This is a genomic window from Acinetobacter sp. 161(2023), from assembly GCF_037027805.1.
GTDB lineage: Bacteria > Pseudomonadota > Gammaproteobacteria > Pseudomonadales > Moraxellaceae > Acinetobacter.
Genome location: NZ_JAZEYD010000001.1, coordinates 131226 through 152608 on the forward strand (window position 1 = coordinate 131226; position 21383 = coordinate 152608).

The 21383-nt window shown below is 39.3% G+C and carries 21 protein-coding genes; 9 read left to right on the top strand and 12 right to left on the bottom strand.

Features of this window, described 5'->3' with window-relative positions; genetic code table 11:
- Positions 1–79 precede the first annotated feature (79 nt).
- A complete protein-coding gene (gene ptsP, locus WA249_RS00625; RefSeq protein ID WP_336165922.1) occupies positions 80–2374 on the bottom strand; it encodes a phosphoenolpyruvate--protein phosphotransferase in 2295 nt (764 codons plus the stop codon).
- 85 nt (positions 2375–2459) lie between these two features.
- Positions 2460–2945: an RNA pyrophosphohydrolase gene (locus WA249_RS00630; RefSeq protein WP_004794866.1), complete on the bottom strand. Its 486-nt coding sequence runs from the start codon at positions 2943–2945 to the stop codon at positions 2460–2462.
- 182 nt (positions 2946–3127) lie between these two features.
- Here WA249_RS00630 and WA249_RS00635 point away from each other — a divergent pair, with 182 nt between their 5' ends.
- A complete protein-coding gene (locus WA249_RS00635) occupies positions 3128–3778 on the top strand; it encodes an HAD family hydrolase (protein ID WP_336165924.1) in 651 nt (216 codons plus the stop codon).
- A 158-nt stretch (positions 3779–3936) separates the two neighbouring features.
- Positions 3937–5361: a DUF2252 domain-containing protein gene (locus WA249_RS00640; protein ID WP_336165926.1), complete on the top strand. Its 1425-nt coding sequence runs from the start codon at positions 3937–3939 to the stop codon at positions 5359–5361.
- A gap of 19 nt (positions 5362–5380) precedes the next feature.
- Here the strand turns inward: WA249_RS00640 and WA249_RS00645 are convergent, their stop codons facing one another.
- The 3 genes from WA249_RS00645 to WA249_RS00655 all read right to left on the bottom strand — a co-directional run bounded on the left by WA249_RS00645 (position 5381) and on the right by WA249_RS00655 (position 7517).
- Positions 5381–5977 (bottom strand): hypothetical protein, encoded by a 597-nt coding sequence (locus WA249_RS00645; RefSeq protein ID WP_336165928.1) that lies wholly within the window; start codon positions 5975–5977, stop codon positions 5381–5383.
- A gap of 309 nt (positions 5978–6286) precedes the next feature.
- Positions 6287–7147 (bottom strand): LysR family transcriptional regulator, encoded by an 861-nt coding sequence (locus tag WA249_RS00650; protein WP_016139370.1) that lies wholly within the window; start codon positions 7145–7147, stop codon positions 6287–6289.
- A gap of 115 nt (positions 7148–7262) precedes the next feature.
- Positions 7263–7517 carry a DUF2061 domain-containing protein gene (locus tag WA249_RS00655; RefSeq protein ID WP_171068112.1) on the bottom strand — a complete coding sequence of 85 codons (255 nt, stop codon included), beginning with the start codon at positions 7515–7517 and terminating at the stop codon, positions 7263–7265.
- A 237-nt stretch (positions 7518–7754) separates the two neighbouring features.
- Between WA249_RS00655 and leuC the strand changes: the two genes are divergently transcribed.
- From leuC to leuB, 4 genes are all read left to right on the top strand, one after another.
- A complete protein-coding gene (gene leuC / locus WA249_RS00660) occupies positions 7755–9173 on the top strand; it encodes a 3-isopropylmalate dehydratase large subunit (RefSeq protein ID WP_336165929.1) in 1419 nt (472 codons plus the stop codon).
- 18 nt (positions 9174–9191) lie between these two features.
- Complete coding sequence (leuD, locus tag WA249_RS00665; protein ID WP_336165931.1) at positions 9192–9839, top strand: 3-isopropylmalate dehydratase small subunit; 648 nt, start codon at positions 9192–9194, stop codon at positions 9837–9839.
- 112 nt (positions 9840–9951) lie between these two features.
- The gene (locus WA249_RS00670; protein WP_336165932.1) at positions 9952–10536 is read left to right on the top strand and encodes a hypothetical protein; all 585 of its coding nucleotides are present in this window, start codon (positions 9952–9954) and stop codon (positions 10534–10536) included.
- A 38-nt stretch (positions 10537–10574) separates the two neighbouring features.
- Entirely contained in the window at positions 10575–11654 is a 1080-nt protein-coding gene (gene leuB, locus WA249_RS00675) for a 3-isopropylmalate dehydrogenase (protein WP_336165933.1), read from the top strand.
- Positions 11655–11709: 55 nt separating this feature from the next.
- On the opposite strand, the gene WA249_RS00680 is transcribed toward leuB, so the two are convergent.
- Positions 11710–12117, bottom strand: coding sequence for a hypothetical protein (locus tag WA249_RS00680; RefSeq protein WP_336165934.1), 408 nt, complete (start codon positions 12115–12117; stop codon positions 11710–11712).
- Positions 12118–12288: 171 nt separating this feature from the next.
- Between WA249_RS00680 and WA249_RS00685 the strand changes: the two genes are divergently transcribed.
- Positions 12289–12660 carry a lysozyme inhibitor LprI family protein gene (locus WA249_RS00685; protein ID WP_336165935.1) on the top strand — a complete coding sequence of 124 codons (372 nt, stop codon included), beginning with the start codon at positions 12289–12291 and terminating at the stop codon, positions 12658–12660.
- Between the two features lie 51 nt (positions 12661–12711).
- Here WA249_RS00685 and infA read toward each other — a convergent pair whose 3' ends face one another.
- Entirely contained in the window at positions 12712–12933 is a 222-nt protein-coding gene (infA, locus tag WA249_RS00690) for a translation initiation factor IF-1 (RefSeq protein WP_001284370.1), read from the bottom strand.
- Between the two features lie 263 nt (positions 12934–13196).
- Between infA and WA249_RS00695 the strand changes: the two genes are divergently transcribed.
- Positions 13197–14207: an AraC family transcriptional regulator gene (locus WA249_RS00695; RefSeq protein WP_005302061.1), complete on the top strand. Its 1011-nt coding sequence runs from the start codon at positions 13197–13199 to the stop codon at positions 14205–14207.
- A gap of 23 nt (positions 14208–14230) precedes the next feature.
- Here WA249_RS00695 and truA read toward each other — a convergent pair whose 3' ends face one another.
- The 5 genes from truA to asd form a co-directional block, all read right to left on the bottom strand.
- Positions 14231–15028, bottom strand: coding sequence for a tRNA pseudouridine(38-40) synthase TruA (gene truA / locus WA249_RS00700; RefSeq protein WP_336165937.1), 798 nt, complete (start codon positions 15026–15028; stop codon positions 14231–14233).
- 14 nt (positions 15029–15042) lie between these two features.
- Complete coding sequence (locus WA249_RS00705; protein ID WP_336165939.1) at positions 15043–16014, bottom strand: asparaginase; 972 nt, start codon at positions 16012–16014, stop codon at positions 15043–15045.
- 55 nt (positions 16015–16069) lie between these two features.
- The gene (locus WA249_RS00710) at positions 16070–17386 is read right to left on the bottom strand and encodes a hypothetical protein (RefSeq protein WP_336165940.1); all 1317 of its coding nucleotides are present in this window, start codon (positions 17384–17386) and stop codon (positions 16070–16072) included.
- A gap of 59 nt (positions 17387–17445) precedes the next feature.
- Complete coding sequence (locus tag WA249_RS00715) at positions 17446–18798, bottom strand: type IV pilus assembly protein FimV (RefSeq protein WP_336165941.1); 1353 nt, start codon at positions 18796–18798, stop codon at positions 17446–17448.
- A gap of 148 nt (positions 18799–18946) precedes the next feature.
- A complete protein-coding gene (asd, locus tag WA249_RS00720; protein ID WP_336165942.1) occupies positions 18947–20065 on the bottom strand; it encodes an aspartate-semialdehyde dehydrogenase in 1119 nt (372 codons plus the stop codon).
- A gap of 187 nt (positions 20066–20252) precedes the next feature.
- Between asd and WA249_RS00725 the strand changes: the two genes are divergently transcribed.
- On the top strand, positions 20253–21362 hold the full coding sequence (locus tag WA249_RS00725) for an endonuclease/exonuclease/phosphatase family protein (protein ID WP_336165943.1): 1110 nt from the start codon (positions 20253–20255) through the stop codon (positions 21360–21362).
- Positions 21363–21383: the final 21 nt, after the last annotated feature.

Consider the following 21383-nt stretch of genomic DNA (forward strand, 5'->3'; position numbering starts at 1 on the left):
AAAAGAAATTTTTATATTCAGTTTTATTAAGTTATTTAAAATAAAAAAGGAGAGCGATGCTCTCCTTTTTCTTTAGATACTAAACATTTACGATTCGATTCGATTTTACCATGTCGGCTAGGCCATGAGTTTTAAAATAGTACTCAAGCCAACTTTTCACAATAAGCGGATTATTCATTTTCATAACATCACCAAGTAATTTTTGTGCATCTGTCATAGGTACATGACAAATTGCTTTTCTTACTCGCAAAATGTTACTCGAACTCATCGAAAGGGTATTAAAGCCCATCGCCATGAGCAAAATTGCCGATAATGGATCCCCTGCCATTTCACCACAAATACTGATTGGTTTTTTGTGTTCATGACATTCTTTAACCAAACGACTTAAAGCACGTAGAATAGAAGGGTGGAAATGCGAATAAACGTTTGCCACATGTGGATTATTACGGTCAACCGCGAGTAAGTATTGAGTTAAGTCGTTTGAACCCACAGAGAAGAAATCGACGAGTTCGGCAAACTCATCAATTTGTAGTAGTACGCTTGGTACCTCAACCATAATTCCAATTTTTGGCTTGGTAATTTTAACTTGCTCTTCTTCTTGCACCGCCATCCAGTCACGCTCAAGTAAATAAAGTACTTCTTCGACTTCACTTACTGTAGTGACCATTGGCAATAAAATATGCAAATTATTTAAACCAATACTTGCTTTGAGCATTGCGCGAATTTGTGAAGAAAAAATCTCGGGATGATCGAGCGTGAAACGAATACCACGCCATCCTAATGCCGAATTTTCTTCTTCAATACTGAAGTAAGGCAAGTCTTTATCGGCACCAATATCCAGAGTTCGCATCACCACAGGTTTGTTAGCGAAGTGGCTTAATTGTTGACGATAGATTGCTCGCTGTTCTTCTTCACCTGGGAAACGTTCCCGTAACATGAATGGAATTTCACTTCGGTATAGACCAACTCCTTGAGCTCCGCGTTGTACACCGCGAACCACATCAATCATAAGGCCTGTGTTTACATAAAGTGGAACAGATACACCATCTGGAGTAATCGCTTCTTTTGTCTCGTATTGTTTGAGATCTTTTGCGATCTGTTCATCTTCTTTTTGAATTTCTTTATAACGTTGGCGTAAGCGACGTGGAGGATTTACAAAAACACGGCCTTGATAGGCATCCACAATCATTTCTGCATCATCAAGTGTATTAACCGGCAGTTCAGTTACACCAACCACTGTTGGAATACCTAATGCACGGGCCACAATCACCATATGTGAATTGGCTGCACCTTCTGAAGTTACAATTGCCGCAATATTGTCTACAGGCAGTTCTACTAATGCCGCAGTACTGATTTCTTCACCAATTAAAATACTATCTGGGCTAAGCTCACGGTGGCTAGAATCTTCTTCTTGCAGCGAGGCTAAAATACGTCGGCCTAAATCTTTAAGATCAGAAACTCGCTCACGAAGATAGTCATCTTCCATTTGTGCAAATAGGGCAGTGTGCTTTTCAATCACACGACGTACTGCACCTTGTGCCCAATGTCCGTCACGAATGAGTTCTTTAATTTCTGCCGGCAATGCATTTTCATCTAGCATTCTTAAGAAAACACTAAATAAAGCGCGTTCTTCTGCCATGAGTGAATCATGCATTTTTTCATCTAAAGAACGAATCTCTGAACGAACTGAAGAAATGGCTTGATCTAGAAGTCGAAGTTCATGACTAATATCTTCTGCTTCACGATCAGGTACAGAAGCTAAATCGGCAGGTGGATATAAAATAATAGCGCGACCTAAAGCAACACCGCCTGCACCCGAAGCGCCTTGAAAGGTTTTGTAGGCAGGGCCATTGCTTGGTTTACGAAATACGTCAATATTTCCAACTGCGTGAGCGTGGGCAATAACACCAGAAAGCTGGGCACACAGCGTAACTAAAAATGACTCGGCAGCTTCACTAAAATCTTGTGGAAGTTTGTTTTGTACAACCAAAACGCCCATAACCTTACGGCGATACATGACAGGTACGCCAAGGAATGAGTTATAAATTTCTTCACCTGTTTCAGGTAAATACATGAAACGCTCATGTTTTGATGCATTGTCAAGATTAACTATTTCTTCACGTTGCCCGACCAGACCGACCAAGCCTTCACCAAGTTGCAGTGAAACATGACCTACAGATTCTGGATTTAAGCCTTTAGAGGCCATCAAGACATAGCGCTGATTACGTTCATCGAGTAAATAAATAGAGCAAACATCCACTTTCATGGCCTCAGCAACCTGATTGACCATGGTGTCTAACGATTCATGCAAACTGACGGACGCATTAACCTCTTGGACAATGCGCCGTAAAGTGTCGAGTTGCATGTTTGACATGGATGTATACTCCAGTATTTTTTTAGACTATGAATGTATTTATAACAGCACTTTTAATAAAAATCATTTGCTAGATAAATGATTTTTAGGGTAATTGTTGCATCGGCAACTGTGTACATAACTCCACCATGGCTTTACGATAAACATCACGCTTGAAGTTCACCACTTGTCCAAGAGGATACCAATAGCTAACCCACTGCCATTCATCGAATTCGGGCGGGTCGGAGAGGTTTAACTGAATATTTTTTGCATGCGCAGTTAATTTCAGTAAAAACCATTTTTGTTTCTGTCCGATACATACGGGGTCAGAGTCTGACCGAATGTAACGATGTGGCAAACGATAACGCAGCCATCCTTTGGTTTGCGCAATAATCTGGACATGTTCGGGCAATAAGCCGATTTCTTCTCTCAGTTCTCGAAAAAGTGCCTGTTCAGGAGTTTCTCCAAACTGAATGCCTCCTTGTGGAAACTGCCAAGCATTGTGACCAATGCGCTTTGCCCATAAAACCTGTCCATCATCGTTTGCCAAAATGATCCCGACATTCGGTCGGAAACCTTCTGAATCGATCATTTGGCTACCTAAATATTGTCTATATCGTTGACTTTAATCGCGGGGACAAACACTTTTTTATGTCCAGCTCGAAAAGATCAAAGTAAAATGTTTAAATTGCTACGATCTTAACGAATTTCTATCGACTAGCGGAGATAGATTTACATTTTTTTTCTTAAATTTCAGTTTAAACGAGAATTTTCATGAAACTGGCGTTGTTTGATTTAGACCATACCTTGTTAAATACCGATTCAGACCACTCGTGGGGTGAATTTTTAGTCAATGAAGGTTTGGTTGATGCGGTTCATCATCGTCAGATGAATGATAAATTTTATGAAGATTACAAAGCAGGGCAACTTGACCCATATGCTTATAATGAATTTGTCTTTGGATTTTTAACAAAGCATGACAATGACTACTTAACTGAGCTTCATCAGTTGTTCATGCAAAAAGTAATTCGCCCACAAATGCGTCCTAAAGGTTTTGATGCGATTAAGAAACATCAAGACTTGGGGCATACCATTGTGGGTATTACTGCAACGAGTGATTTTATTACTGCGCCAATTTTCCGTGAATTTGGTATTACCGAAATTTTAGCGACCAATGCTGAAGTTGCTGATGGCAAATATACAGGTAAAGTTGCGGGCTTGGCATGTTATCAAAAAGGTAAACTTGCACGTCTTGATGACTGGTTAGCTGGACGCAGCGTATCTGAGTCTTGGGCTTATTCAGATTCAATCAATGACCGTTTTTTACTTGAATATGCAACACATGCGACTGCGGTAAATCCGGATGATCGTCTTGAGAAACTGGCTCAAGAACACAACTGGGAAATTCAGGACTGGTCGATTTAAGATTGTAGGGTTGGACGAGCCATGGGTTAGATCTTAAGGCCTTCCAACTCTTAATTAATTATGTTTAATATGATGAATATTTCTTATAAATCCTGATCTAAAATTAGATATGGGGATATCTAATAAAAAATTATAATTTTAAAAATGAGGTAATAATAATGCTAAAAACACCACAGATTAAATTACCAAAACAACTTTGGAACGATCAAAGTATTGATTTAACACGTCATAGCTATCAGGGAAAATTACTAAGTAAAAGTGACGGCTTCAAATTAGGTAAGCTTCAACGTAAAAAAGTACCGCGTGAACAGTTATCAAAGCTTTCTAAACGACCAAAAGGTACAACTGCTTTAACGATTTATGATTGGAGTAACCAAGGACGTGTAGAAAAACTCAAACCGATTCGTGCAAAACGGATGAGTAGTTCTCCATTTACATTTTATCGTGGTATGGCTTCTTTGATGCTATTTGACCAAGCATGGGAACAAGTAAATTCAGGTTTATTTCAACAGATTTGTGGGGATTGTCATTTAAGTAATTTTGGTGGTTTTGCAAGTCCCGAACGTAACCTGTTATTTGGAATCAATGATTTTGATGAAACTTTAGTTGCCCCGTTTGAATGGGATGTAAAGCGTCTAGCAACTAGTTTTGTGATTGCGGCGCATGATATTAATCTTGCAAAGAAAGTGGGGTTAAAAGCAATTAAAATAATGCTGAATAGTTATCGTCAGCACTTATTGGAAAGTGTGAAACTTTCGCCACTACAAGTTTGGTATGAAAAAATTGATGCCATTACTTTGCTAGAAAATACTGAACGCCGAAAATTAAGAGAGAAAAGCGAGAAGCGTCTTGATTCAGAGCAGAGAAGAAGTGCGTATTCTGTTTTGCCGAAGCTTACACAGCAAGATCAAGACACAGGATTGCGTCATTTTGTGGATGATGCACCGTTATTATGGCACCCGAGTGCAGATGAACCATTTAGTAAAGATGTTGATGTATTCTTTCAACAATATCGTGATTCTTTGAAATATGATCGCCAAGTACTTTTTGATCGTTATCAATGTACAGATGTGGCTTTTAAAGTGGTTGGTGTTGGAAGTGTTGGTACACGATCAGCGATTGCATTATTTCAGGATGCAGATCGTGAACCGTTAATTTTGCAAATGAAAGAAGCGAATTCATCAATTCTTAGTCCGTTATTTGTAGAAAAAGTAAAACACGAAGGCGAACGTGTGGTGCATGGCCAGCAACTCATGCAGGCCGCAAGTGATATATGTCTTGGATTTTCTTCAATATCAAATCAACATTTTTATGTACGTCAGTTACGTGATATGAAAATCTCATTTGATCTTAATAGCATGGATGATGAGTATTTCTATAAGTATGCTGAAGGCTGTGGTCTGGCTTTAGCTCATGCCCATGCTAAAGCTGGAAATGCAGATGTACTTATGGGATATCTTGGAGAGGGAGATACGATTGTAGACGTATTACAAACGTATGCAGAAGAATATGCAGAGCGCAATCTAAACGACTATCAGCAATTTATGAATGAAGTTGCAGATGGTAAGATTCAGCTCGCCTAAGATGATGCACTTTAATAAATTATTTAACTTTCTCTGTGGTGTGCCAAATATTTGGGTCAGGATTTTGTTGATGCCAAAGCTTGAATTGAGCCCGCCATTGCTGAAATGGTGCCGATAAGGTAGGGCGGGGGTCATCACTTAAACTGTAAGCCATGCCTTCTACCAGCCATTTGGGTTTAGTGAGCATTGCAATATTTCCCCATTCTTCGGCTTGTCGGTGATGAATAAGCTCATGGGTGATGTAGAAATCTTTCCAACCACGCGGTGCAATCAATAACCCGAGATTACCCACAGCTTTAGCGGCTGCTTTTTCCATACCAAACGTATTGGCACATTGTGGAGTTGAGCAAAAAACTATAGTTGGCTGCTGATGAAAAGCACCTACTTTATCTTGGGTTTCTTGTAATGCCCGATTATAAAGTGTCTTTGCAAGAGACTCTGTCTTTGGATCATCTACACATATATGACCTTCACAATGTAGCAATGAAAGATGATGTGCGAAAACAACACGTATCGGTTTAAACCAAATAAATGTTGCAAGAATTAAGACAGCTAAAATTATGAAGCCGTATAAACTGATTTTAATTATCTTTGAATATTGATTCTTCACGATCATGAATCTTAAGTGAAAAGTGTAATAATAGTAGAGTAAAAGATATATGCTTACAGTGTTATTTTTAATCAATATATAAATTTGTTAATTAAAGTAGCATAGCTAAAAAAGCGTACCAAAAATGAGAGTAGTAATGGCTTTTTACAAGAATTTATAGCCAAACTAGTTACTGCTATATTTTATTAATTGTTGTTTTATATATTTATTTGAGTGCATTTGGCGCAATTATATTTGCTGCTATCTGTTTTAGTTAGGACTTACTATTTTTGCTGTTCTGATTTATCTACTTTTAAAAAATATTCATTAATTCAATTATTCCTGCATCATTTTAATCAATTCTTGCATAGCTCTAGATTGAGTACGTGCAGGATGCCACACCATGCCTAATTGACGATTCATTTCGACATCTAAATCCAGTTGCTGCATATCTTGGTTCAGCAAAGTTTTTGGTAAAACTGACCAACCCAAACCAATCGACACCAACATGCGAATAGACTCAAGAGGGTTATTGCTCATGGTGATTTTTGGTTTAAGCCCTTGTTTTTCAAACTCGGCTAACGTGATTTGAGCAGTATAAGTTTGTGCAGCAGGTAACAAGCTTGGATATTCAATAAGGTCTTGTAAGGTCAGATGCTCTTTTTGTGCAAGTGGGTGAAATGGTGCTGCAACAAAAACTAAAGGATCATTCCAGATTGTAATGTAGTTAAGGCGCTCATCACCTGAAGGAGGAAGTGTTAAAAATGCTAACTCTAAATCACCAGCTAACACTTTTTCATGGGCTTGCTCTGAGTCAACAAAATGCACATCTAAGGTGACCTGCGGAAATTGCTGAACAAAGTGTTTAAGGGGTGCGGGTAAATGGTGCAAACCAATGTGGTGACTGGTTCCAATTTTTAAACGACCTTGTATCTGTGTTTGCTCATGGCTTAGGGTGTGATGGATATCTCCAAGCTCATTTAGCCAGTTTTTAACTTTTGGTAATAGTGAATGTGCAGCATGAGTTGCTTGAACGCCGCGACCTGCGGACTCAAATAGCTTTACACCAAAATATTCTTCTAAGCTGTGAATTCGTTTAGTTACAGCAGGTTGAGTAATAAATAATTGATCTGCTGCCACAGAGATAGACCCTGTTTCCATAACTTTTACAAAAGCTTCAAAGGCTGCAAGATTCATAATACAACTCAACTTGGAATAGAAAAATCGAGGGGCTAAAGTTGCCGAGCCAAAATCGTATCATGCTTGCAGCAAAACGAGTGAGAAAGTTGTGAATTACCGCACTAATCTTAGCCTAAGCTGTTGTTTCCTCTTCTGCTAAGGCAGTTATGCGGCGATCTTTAGCTGCCCATACTTTTTCATGGAAGAAAAAAGCAAATGCTTGTACGGTTGGTTCGAGCATGCTTAGGGTTAAAGCCATCCAGATATTACCTGTTACAAAGTATGCAACTATCATCGCTACGCTAATATGCATAATGTAATAGCTGAAGGTTTTCTTTAATGTACGTTGATTATTTACAACAAATTTTTGAATATTAGCCATGATCATTCTCTTTAGCCACTTTAGATATTTTTAGTATAGAGATGAGAGTATAAGATTAAAAATTGATTATGCAAATGATAATCATTAACAAAAACGATTTATTAAATTTGATAGTTATAAACGGGATTATAATTGATTCCAAAAAGTTTTCTAATTTATAAAAATGATAAATTAGATTTATGTGAAACTCTGGCTATAATCGAAGAAAGATTAGAATTACCCAGTCCAATGGAGCAAGACGACATGGCAGGCAAAACTTTATATGACAAATTGTGGGATGACCACGTTGTTTCACAGCGTGATGATGGCTCATGTTTACTTTATATTGACCGTCATTTATTGCATGAAGTGACTAGTCCACAAGCATTTGAAGGTTTGCAACTTGCGGGTCGTCAACCATGGCGTTTAAGTGCAAACGTTGCTACACCAGACCATAACGTTCCAACATCTAAAAAAGAACGTGAGCAAGGCATCGCGGGTATTGAAGATGATACGTCTCGTATTCAGGTTCAAACCTTAGATGACAATTGTAAAGCCTTTAATATTGTTGAATTTAATATTAACGATATCCGTCAGGGTATTGTGCATGTCGTTGGACCTGAGCAGGGGTTAACTTTACCCGGCATGACAGTCGTATGTGGTGATTCACATACAGCTACTCACGGTGCTTTCGGTTGCTTGGCGCATGGTATTGGAACATCTGAAGTTGAACATGTGTTAGCAACACAATGTTTGATCCAGAAAAAATCTAAAAATATGTTAATCCGTGTAGATGGCGTATTAGGCAAAGGTGTGACACCAAAAGATGTGGTGTTGGCAATTATTGCTAAAATTGGTACCGCAGGTGGTACAGGTTACGCGATTGAATTTGGTGGTCAGGTGTTCCGTGATATGTCGATTGAAGGACGTATGACGGTATGTAACATGGCGATTGAAGCGGGTGCTCGTGTCGGCATGGTTGCTGTCGATGACAAAACCGTTGAATACGTGAAAGGCCGTAGCTATGCACCAAAAGGCGAGCAATGGGAACAAGCAGTTGCTTACTGGGACACTTTGCATTCAGATGAAGACGCGGTGTTTGATGCTGTAGTTGAATTAAATGGTGCAGAGATCGAGCCACAAGTGTCTTGGGGAACTTCACCTGAGATGGTTATTCCGGTCACAGAAGCTGTGCCAACTTTAGAACAAGCGAAAGATGACGTTCAACGTAATGACTGGACGCGTGCTTATCAATATATGGGCTTAAATGCAGGTCAAGCATTAGCTGATATTCAACTTGATCGTGTCTTTATTGGTTCTTGCACTAACTCTCGTATTGAAGATATTCGTGCTGCGGCTGAAGTGGTTAAAGGCCGTAAAGTGGCCTCTAGCATTAAGCAAGCCATGATTGTTCCGGGTTCAGGTTTAGTTAAACAACAGGCAGAAAAAGAAGGTTTGGATAAAATCTTCTTGGAAGCTGGTTTTGAATGGCGTGAACCAGGTTGTTCAATGTGTTTAGCAATGAATGCAGATAAGTTACAACCAGGTGAACACTGTGCATCGACGTCTAACCGTAACTTTGAAGGCCGTCAAGGCAATGGTGGTCGCACTCACTTGGTGAGCCCGGCAATGGCGGCAGCGGCTGCAATCGCAGGTCACTTTGTTGATGTTCGTTCATTTTAATTCGGTCTGGAGCAAACCATGAAAGCTTATACAGTTGAACAAGGTATCGTTGCACCATTAGATCGTGCCAATGTTGATACAGATTTAATTATTCCAAAACAGTTTTTGAAATCAATCAAACGTACTGGTTTTGGCGATAACTTATTTGATGAACTTCGTTATTTAGACGAAGGCTATCCGGGACAAGATAATTCAGTTCGTCCAAAAAATCCGGATTTCATTTTGAACCAGCCACGTTATCAAGGAGCAAATGTTTTAATTGCTCGTACTAACTTTGGTTGTGGTTCAAGCCGTGAGCATGCGCCGTGGGCATTAAACGAATATGGTTTCCGTACTGTTATTGCACCAAGCTTTGCTGATATTTTCTTTAATAACTGTTTTAAAAATGGCATGTTACCTGTCATTTTGTCAGAAGAAACTGTTGATCAGTTATTTAAAGAATGTACGGCAAATGAAGGCTATCAATTAACAATTGATTTAGCCGCTCAGGAAGTACGTACGCCAACAGGTGAAGCTTTTAAATTTGAAGTTGACCCATTTCGGAAGCATTGCTTGTTAAATGGCCTAGATGATATTGGTTTAACGCTTCAAAATGCCGAAGCAATTCGTGCTTATGAAGAAAAAACTAAACAAGTTCGTCCTTGGGTATTCCAAGAGTTAAATTAACCTTTTGGTACATTTTAAACATAGCCATGGCGTAGTGTTCAAACTCTTGCTAACATGCTAAAGCATAAAAACACCTTAAAATTATGCACTAGATGAGGATTGGGCTTGAACAATGAAGAGGAACGTTACTCATAGCTTTTTGTTGAGCCTGTGCGCAATAACACTCAGTGCTTGTCAGAGCACGTACAATGTAGTGGATACTGTCCGTATTAAGCAGGCTGAACAAGAAAATTTGGGGCAGAATGCAGCAATATATTGTTCGGGCGCGAAGAGTTGTGAATTTGAACGACTAAATGATATTACTGTAGTGGATGCGCAAACACGACGAATTAGTAATCAGGCAATTCATCAAGGAATTGTGCGGTTGCATGGTTCAGTGCTTGGCCAACCCAACAGTTTATATTTATCTGTGCCTGCTAAACAATATGAAGTGGTGATCCGTTTCTATCCGATTTCTCCAGATCGGGCAGAAACAATTCATGTGATCCACCAGTTTAATGCCAACCATCGCTATACATTTAAAATGTACCGAGACAAAGCTAACCGTTCGGGTAGTTTGCTGAATGTTTCTGTACCTGATCCATTATGTGTCGATTTAGAGCAGGATGAGCGTGTAATTCGCCGTTTTTGTCGACCATTTGATGTAACAACAGGGCTAGGCGAGTTCCTTGAACAGAAAAAACTAACACCGCGGTAGTCATAAAGCTGCTTGTTTTTGGAAAATGGAAAAAGTTCATGTCTAAACAGATTTTAATTTTAGCTGGTGATGGTATTGGTCCTGAAATTGTTGGGGCAGCAGAAAAAGTATTAAATAAAGTAAATGAAAAATTTAATTTATCGTTAACTTGGGAACATGGCTTATTAGGCGGCGCTGCAATTGATGCGCATGGTGAACCGTATCCAGCTGTAACGAGTGAACAAGCAAAAAAAGCTGATGCAATTTTATTAGGTGCGGTAGGCGGACCAAAATGGGATGCGATCGAGCGTTCTATTCGTCCTGAACGTGGTCTTTTAAAAATTCGTAGTGAACTTAACTTGTTTGCTAACTTGCGCCCGGCCATTCTTTATCCGCAACTAGCGGATGCTTCTAGCTTAAAGCCTGAAATTGTTGCTGGCTTAGATATTCTGATTGTTCGTGAGCTTACTGGCGGTATCTATTTTGGCCAGCCACGTGGTATTCGTGAACTCGAAAACGGTGAAAAACAAGGCTATAACACTGACGTTTATTCTGAAAGTGAAATTAAACGCATTGCAAAAGTAGCTTTTGAACTTGCAGGTTTACGTGGTGGTAAAGTTTGTTCGGTCGATAAAGCAAACGTTTTAGAAGTAACGGAACTCTGGAAGCAAACAGTTACTGATTTACAGCAAGCAAGTTATTCAAACATTCAGCTTTCACATATGTATGTCGATAATGCTGCAATGCAGCTTGTACGTGCACCAAAACAGTTTGATGTGATCGTAACTGGTAACTTGTTTGGCGATATCTTATCTGATGAAGCAGCAATGCTTACAGGTTCAATCGGCATGTTGCCATCTGCATCGTTGGATGAAAATGGCAAAGGTATGTATGAGCCTTGTCATGGTTCTGCACCTGACATCGCGGGCCAAAATGTGGCTAACCCATTAGCAACAATTCTTTCTGTTGCAATGATGCTTCGCTATACCTTCCGCGAAGAAGCTGCTGCAAAAGCAATTGAAGATGCGGTAGGTCAAGTACTAGATCAAGGCTTGCGTACAGCAGATATTATGTCTGAAGGTATGACAAAAGTTGGTACAGCTGAGATGGGTGAAGCAGTTGTAGCCGTACTTGCTTAAAACTTACTTCGCTAAAAAAACGCAGCTTTAAGCTGCGTTTTTTTATGGTTCTGTTTTAGCAGGCTTTGCCTTCATATTGAATAGACTCGGCAATCTCATTTTTAAGCTGAAAAATAACTTTGCAGTTGAAATTCAAATCGTAAGAATTGCCACCCAGATTACCTGATTGTATAGCGACAGAATTCCCTCTCATGTCCACATTAGTTACCATCGGGATTGGAATGTTTAATGGACGTAAAATCGTATAGATGAGTTGATTAGGTGTTTTCTGTGGCGCACTAGAAACTTGAAAACCAAGACTCCGTAGATTGATATCTTGGCGAATGGTTGTAGAAGATTTGCCTAGAAAGCCCTTTAAATATTCTTGTAAATCTATAGATTGGCGTGGATGGCTAGTGCAGCCATTCATATTCATCGTGACTAAACAAAGTAGGACAATCTGAAATCGGATATTTATATTCATTGTTATCTCAATAAAAAATTATATTTATTATTAAAGAACAATAGGTTGGATTTGGATACTTGTAAAGTAAAAAAGGAAGCTTATGATAAATGAAAGGTGAACTTATCTTTAGATTCATCTTTACATTCATTGTTCTAATAATAATTTAGTAGAAAATTAAGGGAAAATACGATGAGAAAAATTGCTTTAGCATTTTTATGTAGCTTTGGAATGACTACGGTCTATGCTGATAACTGTGATAGTAGTCGTAATACTTATGATGATATTTACTGTACAAATAAAATTTACGCGAGTGCAGATGTCGATCTGAATAAAAACTATCAAGCATTACGAGTAAAGTTAAATACCACACAGAAAAATATTCTTAAGAAATCTCAGCTCGCATGGATACGTCAACGTGATGCTGAGTGTACTGATTCAAATAGGAATAGCGTAGACGTGCAATGTCGTTTAAAGACAACGCAAGAAAGAAACCATTGGCTGCAAGAAAGATTGCGTGAATGCCAAACGGTCGGATGTAAAACCAGTCGCTTAAGTGAATAAACAACGCAATAAAAAAGCCACATCATGAAGTGGCTTTTTTGCATTCACTAATTAGCGAGCACGGTACGTAATACGACCTTTAGTGAGGTCATATGGAGTCATTTCGACTTTTACACTGTCGCCAGTAAGAATACGAATATAGTGTTTACGCATTTTACCAGAAATGTGTGCAATAACTTCGTGACCGTTTTCAAGACGTACACGGAACATCGTATTAGGAAGCGTTTCGGTGACAACGCCTTCGAACTCAATGAGTTCCTCTTTATTGGCCATAGCCTACCTGATGATCAAATTGGAAAGGCGCAAATTATAGTCAATTTATTTAAAAAAAACAAGATAGACATACTTCTACTCAAGCATCTGGTTAAAGTATGACTAATAAAAAAAGATGTAATTTTTTTCACAAAAGAAGAGTAATTCTGTTGTCAGTTTGGTCAATCAACGCTAATCTAAAATCATAGTTATTAGGGACTGTTAATTGCGTAAAGGTCAACAGCCCTAAATATCAATGAAGTATCTACATGGAAGGGCACTGCGTGGGTCAGCTAACAGATGCATCAGTTGTATTACGCTTTGGCTATCAAGCGATTCGTCGTGCGGGTTTGCCAACAGAAGAAATATTAACCAAAGCGGGAGTTGCTTTAAATCAGGTTGATACAAATGCACGTACACCGTTAAGTGCACAGTATGCCTTTTGGACTGCCGCTCAGGAAGTCAGTAAAGATCCAGATATCGGTTTGCATTTAGGCGAGCATTTGCCTTTGTACCGTGGTCAGGTCATTGAACATCTATTTATTAGTAGTGAAACTTTTGGTGAAGGGCTAAAACGGGCTTTGGCTTATCAGCGACTCATTAGTGATGCATTTGATGCGAAACTAGTCATTGAAGAAGGGCGTTGTTATTTAACCAATGGCCAACAGATCGGTGCCGATAATCTTGTTAATCGACATTTCTCTGAATGTGCAATTTCGGGCATCCTTAGATTTTTTAAATTTATTACCGAAGGGCAATTTCATCCCATCTTCATCGATTTTAATTTTAGCGAAGGTGCTTCTGAGGATGAATATTTCCGAGTATATGGCTGTCCGGTCAGTTTAGGTCAGAAAGAGACACGTTTATATTTTGATCCAGCTATTCTAGATTTTCAGCTTTGGCAAGCAGAGCCTGAGTTATTGCAGTTGCATGAGCAGCTCGCGATTGAAAAATTACAGGAATTGGCTCGTTATGATTTAGTGGGTGAAGTTCGTCGCGCAATTGGTTCAACGCTAGAAAGTGGAGAAACAACCTTAGAAACGGTTGCAGCTCAGTTGAATATTACTCCACGTCGCTTACGTACTCAGCTAAGCGAAGCCAATACTAGTTTTCAGCAAATCTTGTCAGATTATCGTTGCCGTTTAGCTAAAAAACTCTTGGCAAATACCAACGAGAGTGTTGAGCGTATTGTGTATTTAACTGGCTTCTCTGAACCAAGTACTTTCTATCGCGCATTTAAGCGTTGGACAAATGAGACACCGGTTGAGTACCGTAAGCGTAAACAACACCGGTAGAAAGATACAGCATTGGACTAAGCTTACTCAGGTAAGTTTAGCCAATGGGGTCCAAGCGGTGGCTGTGGTAAATCAAACTGCTCAGGATAATTACACTGAATAAAATAAAGACCGTCGGGTGGGGCTGTTACTCCTGCCGCCTTACGATCCTGTGCAGCAAACATTGTATCGATATGATCAACTTCATACATGCCTTGACCAATTTCGAGTAAACATCCAACAATGTTACGAACCATATGGTGTAAGAAACCATCTGCTTCAATATCTAACACCAAATAGCGTCCATGTTCAAATAAACGGCAATGTTTTACATGTCTAACAGGCTGATTTGATTGGCAGGCAGCTGCACGGAAGCTTTCAAAGTTATGAGTGCCTTCAAATTTACTTGCCGCTTCAATCATCTTTTTCACATCTAACTGTTGGTAAATGTGAGTAACCTGTTTATGCAAGAGAGCAGGGCGATGAGGCGTGTTATATATAATATAGCGGTAACGTCGAGCAGTCGCTTTAAAGCGGGCATGAAAACTTTCATCCATCAGCTTAATCCACTGAATGGAAATATCTTTAGGCAGCTGGCTGTTTGCCCCTCTTAACCATCCTGTTTCTGGACGAATGGCATGCGTATCGAAGTGTGCCACCATATTTGTCGCATGTACTCCTGCATCGGTACGACCAGCACCATGGAGTGCTATAGTCTCATTTGCGACTTTGCTAAGCACACGTTCAATGGTTTCTTGTACGCTGGCAACGCCTGGCTGTTGTGTTTGCCAACCTCGATATTGAACTCCGCTAAATTCAATACCGACTGCATAACGTTGCATGGCTTTACCTCTATTTAATGCAAATTTTCGTTCCAATGGCTGAGCCATTGTTCTGGGGTTGAGTATTTTAAATAGATTTGAAGTGCTTTTGCATAGAGATCTGCATGACTATGTGCATCACTAATGACAATTTTTGCAGTTTTGGCCCAAGCACTAATCGCATAACGTTGATCAATACCGCCAAATGTCACCTGAGTCGTAAGAATCGGAACGCATCCATGTGCATATAGTTCATCTAATGTTGCTAGCAACTCTTGATTAACAGCTATGTTTCCAGTACCAAAACCTTGCAATACTAAAAATTGAGGTGGGGCTGGTAGTAAGTTTCGTAATTGTTGAACGAGTTGAGTGGTCGCGATAGGTTGCATCATCCAATTCAAAATTTGAAAAGATACTGCACGCTCGATTTGCGCATCTTGCACAATCAACCCATTTTGCTGAGGTGTAAATTCAGATTCAGCTTTAAGGCCAGAAAAAGCGTCAAGCTCAGTCGTATGTGTCTTTAACACAGTTTGTGCATGGAATACTTGATGATGGAATGCAAGATACGCACCTACAGGTAGGGCAATTACTTGTTCTAATGCAAGATATAAGTTCTCAATTGCATCAGTAAATTCACGAGTATTATCCCCTTGAACATTGAGTAACGGGTATTGGCTACCAGTAATCACAATATGACAGCTTTGGCCTAAAAAGCGAGCTAGGGTTGCAGCAGCATAACTAAGAGTATCTGTACCATGAATAACGACGAAGTGTTGATAACCTTCGAGCTGGAGCTGTTGTATGCGCTGAATAAGACGTAGCCAATCGGGCGCTGTACAAGCGCTGCTATCTACAATATTGGGGGCAGCAAAACAGTCAACCGTTAAGTGGGGTGGTATAACTTTTTCAAGTTGAGGCAAGAATTGGTCATATGGCATAGGCGCTAAAGGTTCACCTACACAGCCAAAAGTACCACCCATATAAAATAAGGCTATTTTTTTCATCTTTTTCAGGCACAAAAGCAGTCATCTTTGACTGCTTATGGTAAAACGATCGGCCTTAAGAAGCTATGCGATTTAGTAGATTTTTCGCGCGTTGTTGTTGCTCTGTGTTGAATTTTTGCTCATTACTTGCCAACAAAGCGTGTGCTGCTGGATAAGCACCTAATTTAATGTATTGCTCGGCAAGTTGTAAGTCGAGCTCATTTTCATCTAACTGTTTTAATTCTGGAAATGCGTCTAGAAGTGGATCCTCGATTTGAGTTTGAGTCGTCTCTTGATTTACTACCTCTATATGGTTTTGAGTTTCAATCTCTGGTGCTGTAACTAACGCAGGCTCATCTAACGAAAACTCAAGAGAGGCTGTTGAAGTTGCTTCTAATGGAGTTTGTTCTGCTACTTTAAGCTCATCTAATGATGGAGCTTGTTCAACAGATTTGGTCTCTGAACTTGAAGGATTTAAGTCAAGGTTAAAATCTAAAGCATTGACGTTATTCTCTTGATTTGCTTTCACTTCTACTGTTTGAGTTTTTTCCTCAGTTTTATGCAGAGGTGTCAAGTCAAAAGAAAACTCTAAATCAGCTAGCTCATTTGTTTCTTGAGATGACGATACTTCGGGTCCTTGCTGAGATGTTGATACCTCTGGTTCATGTACAGGTTGGCTGGTATTTTCTGTAGCCGCAGTTTTTTCGAATGAAAAGTTAAATTCCAGAGGCTCAACTTCAACAGCAGCTTCTTGCTTTACAGGTGTATAGTCTTTCTGCAAGTCATCAAAAGAAGCTTCAGAAGAACTTGTTGTTAACTGGTCAAACTGGGCTGTTGTGTCAGGTGTATTTTTTGGCTCTTTGTATGTTTGAACTTGGGGAAAATCGATGGCATCAGGGTGTTTTGATGGCTCATGTTCTGTTTTTCGTAATGCCTCATATTCTTTTTGTCTAGCTTCTGCTTGAGTCACTATTTCATTTAATGCCAAGCTACGAATATGGCTAATCAGTTGCGTTGTCGCAAATTCATCTTTCTGTGCAATATGAACTTCAAGCAATAATAAATAAAGCTCGTGCTGAGTATTGTCTTTTTTTAACGCCTGATTCACTTGAGCTTCAGCGGCTGAATATTGTTTTTCTTGAATGAGCTGTTTGATTTTTTGACGTACAGCTTCTGGAACAGGGGTGCTTTGTGGAATAAGTGGAAGAGTGTCTTCTACTACATTTACTTTACTTTTTTCACGCGAGTTTTTACTCGATTTAGAGTTTGCTTTTTTATTGGTTTTTTTATTTACCGTTTTAGGAGAGGTGGCCTCTTGTTTCTGGCTATTCTCACGTTTTTTTAAAATGACAGCGACCACGAGTAATATGATGAACGGAATCACATATAACATTACTTTCCCCTTAAAAAATAAATATTTGCAATATAAAGCGTGCTCACTCTGGTTTTAACTTAATGTTTTTGCTTGTGAGTGCGTTGCTGTGCTTGTAACTGCTGTTGTAACTCTGCCAAACGTGCATTCAAAAGTTGAATACGTTGGTCTTTTAAACGTAAAGTTTGATTTAGTTTGGTTACATTCTTTTGTAATGTAACGGTTTTTTCTCTTTTTGTCATAACTTTTACTGCTAACTCAGTATTGTTTTGACTTTGTTGTGTGCTGTTTTTAGCACTTCCATGTGTAGAATTTTGGCTATTTTCAGCCACAATACTCATTTCTGCTTGTTGCAAGCGGTATTTAGCTTTGCCAGAAGGTGATTTTGCAGTATGCATTATTTCTGTTTTCGATTTATTTTGCTGAGTTTTAGCAGTTGGGGTGTGGGTGAGTTTTAGTGCGATTCCCTGACGTAAACGGTTTACATCACCTTGAATAAAAGCATGTTGGTTTTGTTGTTGGATATCATGCATGACTTTTGCAACAGGCTGTTTAGTTTTCGCCGCAATACGATTAGCAATGCTCCATAAAGATTCATTGTGCTGTACTACATATTTACCTGAAGTTACTGGTCCTCTAGACGGACTTAATATTTGTTTCTTTGCAGAATTTTGTTCGAGACTCTTTGGGGGGGCAGATTTATTTTGTGCTGTTAAATTTTTAACCGTCGTTTTTGGCGAATTATTAACATCTGACTTATTGATAGCAGATTTACTTTGATTTTTTGTTGCTGCCTGATCAGGAGTAGTACTTGTTGCAACTTGTTGAGCTACCTGAGCCGAAGAGTTTTCCCTAAGTTGGGTAGATGAATTTGTATTTATTGCTGGGGCAGGTCCAGAGTTGATATTAAGGTTTTGTTCACTATTCGAGTTTGTTGGGGTTGGGGCCGAAGTTGATGAAGCATACTGGGTGCTTTCTGGTAGATTTAAAGCAATATCCTTTTCATTCACAACAAACTGAGGGGATAAAGTACTTTCGGTCTTTTTTATAGAAGAAGGCTTAATTACAGTTTTGATATGCTGCAAACGCGTTGCAGAACCTTCACTAATTTTTACAACAATATTGAGTTCAGGATTAATCACAGGGCGAGACGAGGTAATCACAATAACCCCAGAGCCTTGACCATTTTGGCGTGTATAAAAATTAAGATTTCCCGGAGGCTGATGAGTGACGCCCAAAGCACTTAAATCTTCAGGAGTCGCTAAACTGACTTGCAAGGTAGAGTTGGGGTCAGCTTGTTGGAAATTCATTTCTGCATATAACAAATCTCCGGGAGCGGACTGAATTTGTATAGGGTCTAATGTAATCGCATAAACAGAAGGCGAAGACATAATGGTGAAAATGGCAATTTTTAATTTGTTATAAACAGTCATCTCAATCCATGACCTAATAAGTCGTAAAGTCGTTCAAAATTATACAATAATGAAATGTAAATAAATTGTAAAATTTTCACAAACCAGTTACGAAAAAGCCGATCTAATGTGATCGGCTTTTTGTTTTGACTGAATAATTCAGACTAAATTATGAGTTTTTATATTCTACTAAGATACGTAACATGCGACGTAAAGGTTCAGCAGCACCCCAAAGTAACTGATCACCTACTGTGAATGCGCCTAAATATTCTTTACCCATATTAAGTTTACGCAAACGGCCAACAGGTACAGTTAAGGTACCAGTTACAGCAACAGGTGTAAGGTCAGTCATAGACGCTTCACGAGTGTTTGGTACAACTTTCGCCCATTGGTTTGAAGTACGAATCATGTCTTCGATTTCATCAAGAGGAACATCTTTTTTCAACTTGATTGTCAGTGCTTGAGAGTGACAACGCATCGCGCCAATACGTACACAGTGGCCATCGATTGGAACAATTTGTGAATTACCCAAGATCTTGTTGGTTTCAACTTGACCTTTCCACTCTTCTTTTGACTGACCGCTTTCAAGTTGCTTATCGATGTAAGGAATCAACGATCCAGCTAATGGCACGCCAAAGTTAGCAGATGGGAAACCTTCGCCACGTTGTAACTCGGCAACTTGACGATCAATATCCAAAATTGCAGATTTAGGATCATCTAACAATGTTTTGGTATTGTTATATAAGTAGCCCATACCAGTAATTAGCTCACGCATGTTTTGTGCGCCAGCGCCTGATGCTGCTTGATAAGTCATAGCAGTCATCCACTCCACCAAATTGTTTTGGAAAAGTGAACCTACACCCATCAACATAAGCGATACAGTACAGTTACCGCCTACGAAAGTTTTGGTGCCGTTCACTAAACCGTCTTTGATGACATTAAGGTTTACTGGGTCAAGAACGATGATCGCATCATCTGACATACGTAAAGTAGAGGCTGCATCAATCCAGTAGCCATCCCAACCAGTTGCTTTTAACTGTGGGAAAACTTCAGACGTATAGTCACCACCTTGACAGGTAATAATGACATCCATTTGCTTCAGACTATTAATGTCTGTAGCTTCCATAAGTGCTGGGGCAGTCTTACCACCAAATGAAGGAGCTTCACCACCTGCATTACTGGTAGAGAAATAAAATGGCTCAATATGAGCAAAATCATTCTCTTCAACCATACGTTGCATAAGGACGGAACCGACCATCCCGCGCCAACCGACCAGACCTACTTTCATGTCATTTTGCCTCGGTGCGTTAAAATTGTTAGGGGGAGTTGAGTGTATCAAAAGTGTCCACAACTGCAAGCGTTACAGAAACAAAACACCATGTTTATTGAGTAGAATATCTTGTTTATGTTACATACAAAATTGATAAAGATGACAAAAACTTTAAAAACCAAATCATCTTAAAAGAGAAAATTCAATGATTTATATCGAAGTTCTAGCTGGTCTAGTGATTTGGTTAAGTTTCTGGTCACTTATTCCTCGTGATGAGTGGTGGTTTCGTGGCGCCGATTTTCCTCGTTTGCAGATTCTATTTGTTGGTCTATTAGCCTTTGTTGGTATGCTGTTTTGGCCTAGCGAATGGAATCTATGGCGTGAAATAGTGCTTGCTGTACTCATGGCGGCCATAGCCTATCAGCTTAAAATGGTTTTGCCTTATACCTTGCTCTGGAAAAAACAGGTTAAACAGGTCAAATCATCCCAGTTAGACTCGCAAAAACAAATATCATTAATTGTATCGAATGTTCTAACCCCAAATGATAAATACCATTTACTTCTTGAGCAGATCCATACATTAAAACCAGATTTACTGCTTACACTGGAAAGCGATAAGACGTGGGAAAATGCTTTAAAAGAAATTGAAGAAGATTATCCTTATCGTGTTCCCGTGCCTTTAGATAACCTATACGGCATGCATTTATACAGTCGGTTACCTTTATCTAATACTGAGGTTAAATTTATTTTAAGTGATGAAATTCCCTCTATTCATACAACTGTGACTTTACGATCTGGTATGCCAGTTCAACTCTATTGTTTGCATCCTAAGCCGCCGAGCCCAACCGAAGCGAAAGAATCGACTTTACGTGATGCAGAGCTTTTAATTGTGGGGGATCAAATTAAAGATCTAGATGAAAGCTGTATTGTGATGGGGGATTTGAATGATGTCGCGTGGTCACGTACTACGCGTTTATTCCAGCGGATTAGTGGATTACTTGACCCACGAGTTGGGCGACATTTTATTAATACTTTTCATGCAGATTATCCATTGCTGCGTTGGTCTTTAGACCATATTTTTCATAGTACCGATTTTGGTCTGGTCAAAATGCAGCGTTTGCCACATATTGGATCTGATCACTTTCCTGTATATGTTGTTTTGCAGACTGGACGCATATTTGAACATATTCAAGAAGAATTGGAACAAACTCAAACCGATGAAGAAGAGGCTCAAAGCGCCATACAAGAAGGAATTGCCAAGGCTGAAAAAGAAGAAAAAATTGTGACTGATAAAATTGCGCAGCCTTATAAATAAAAAGAATATGAAAATTGATGT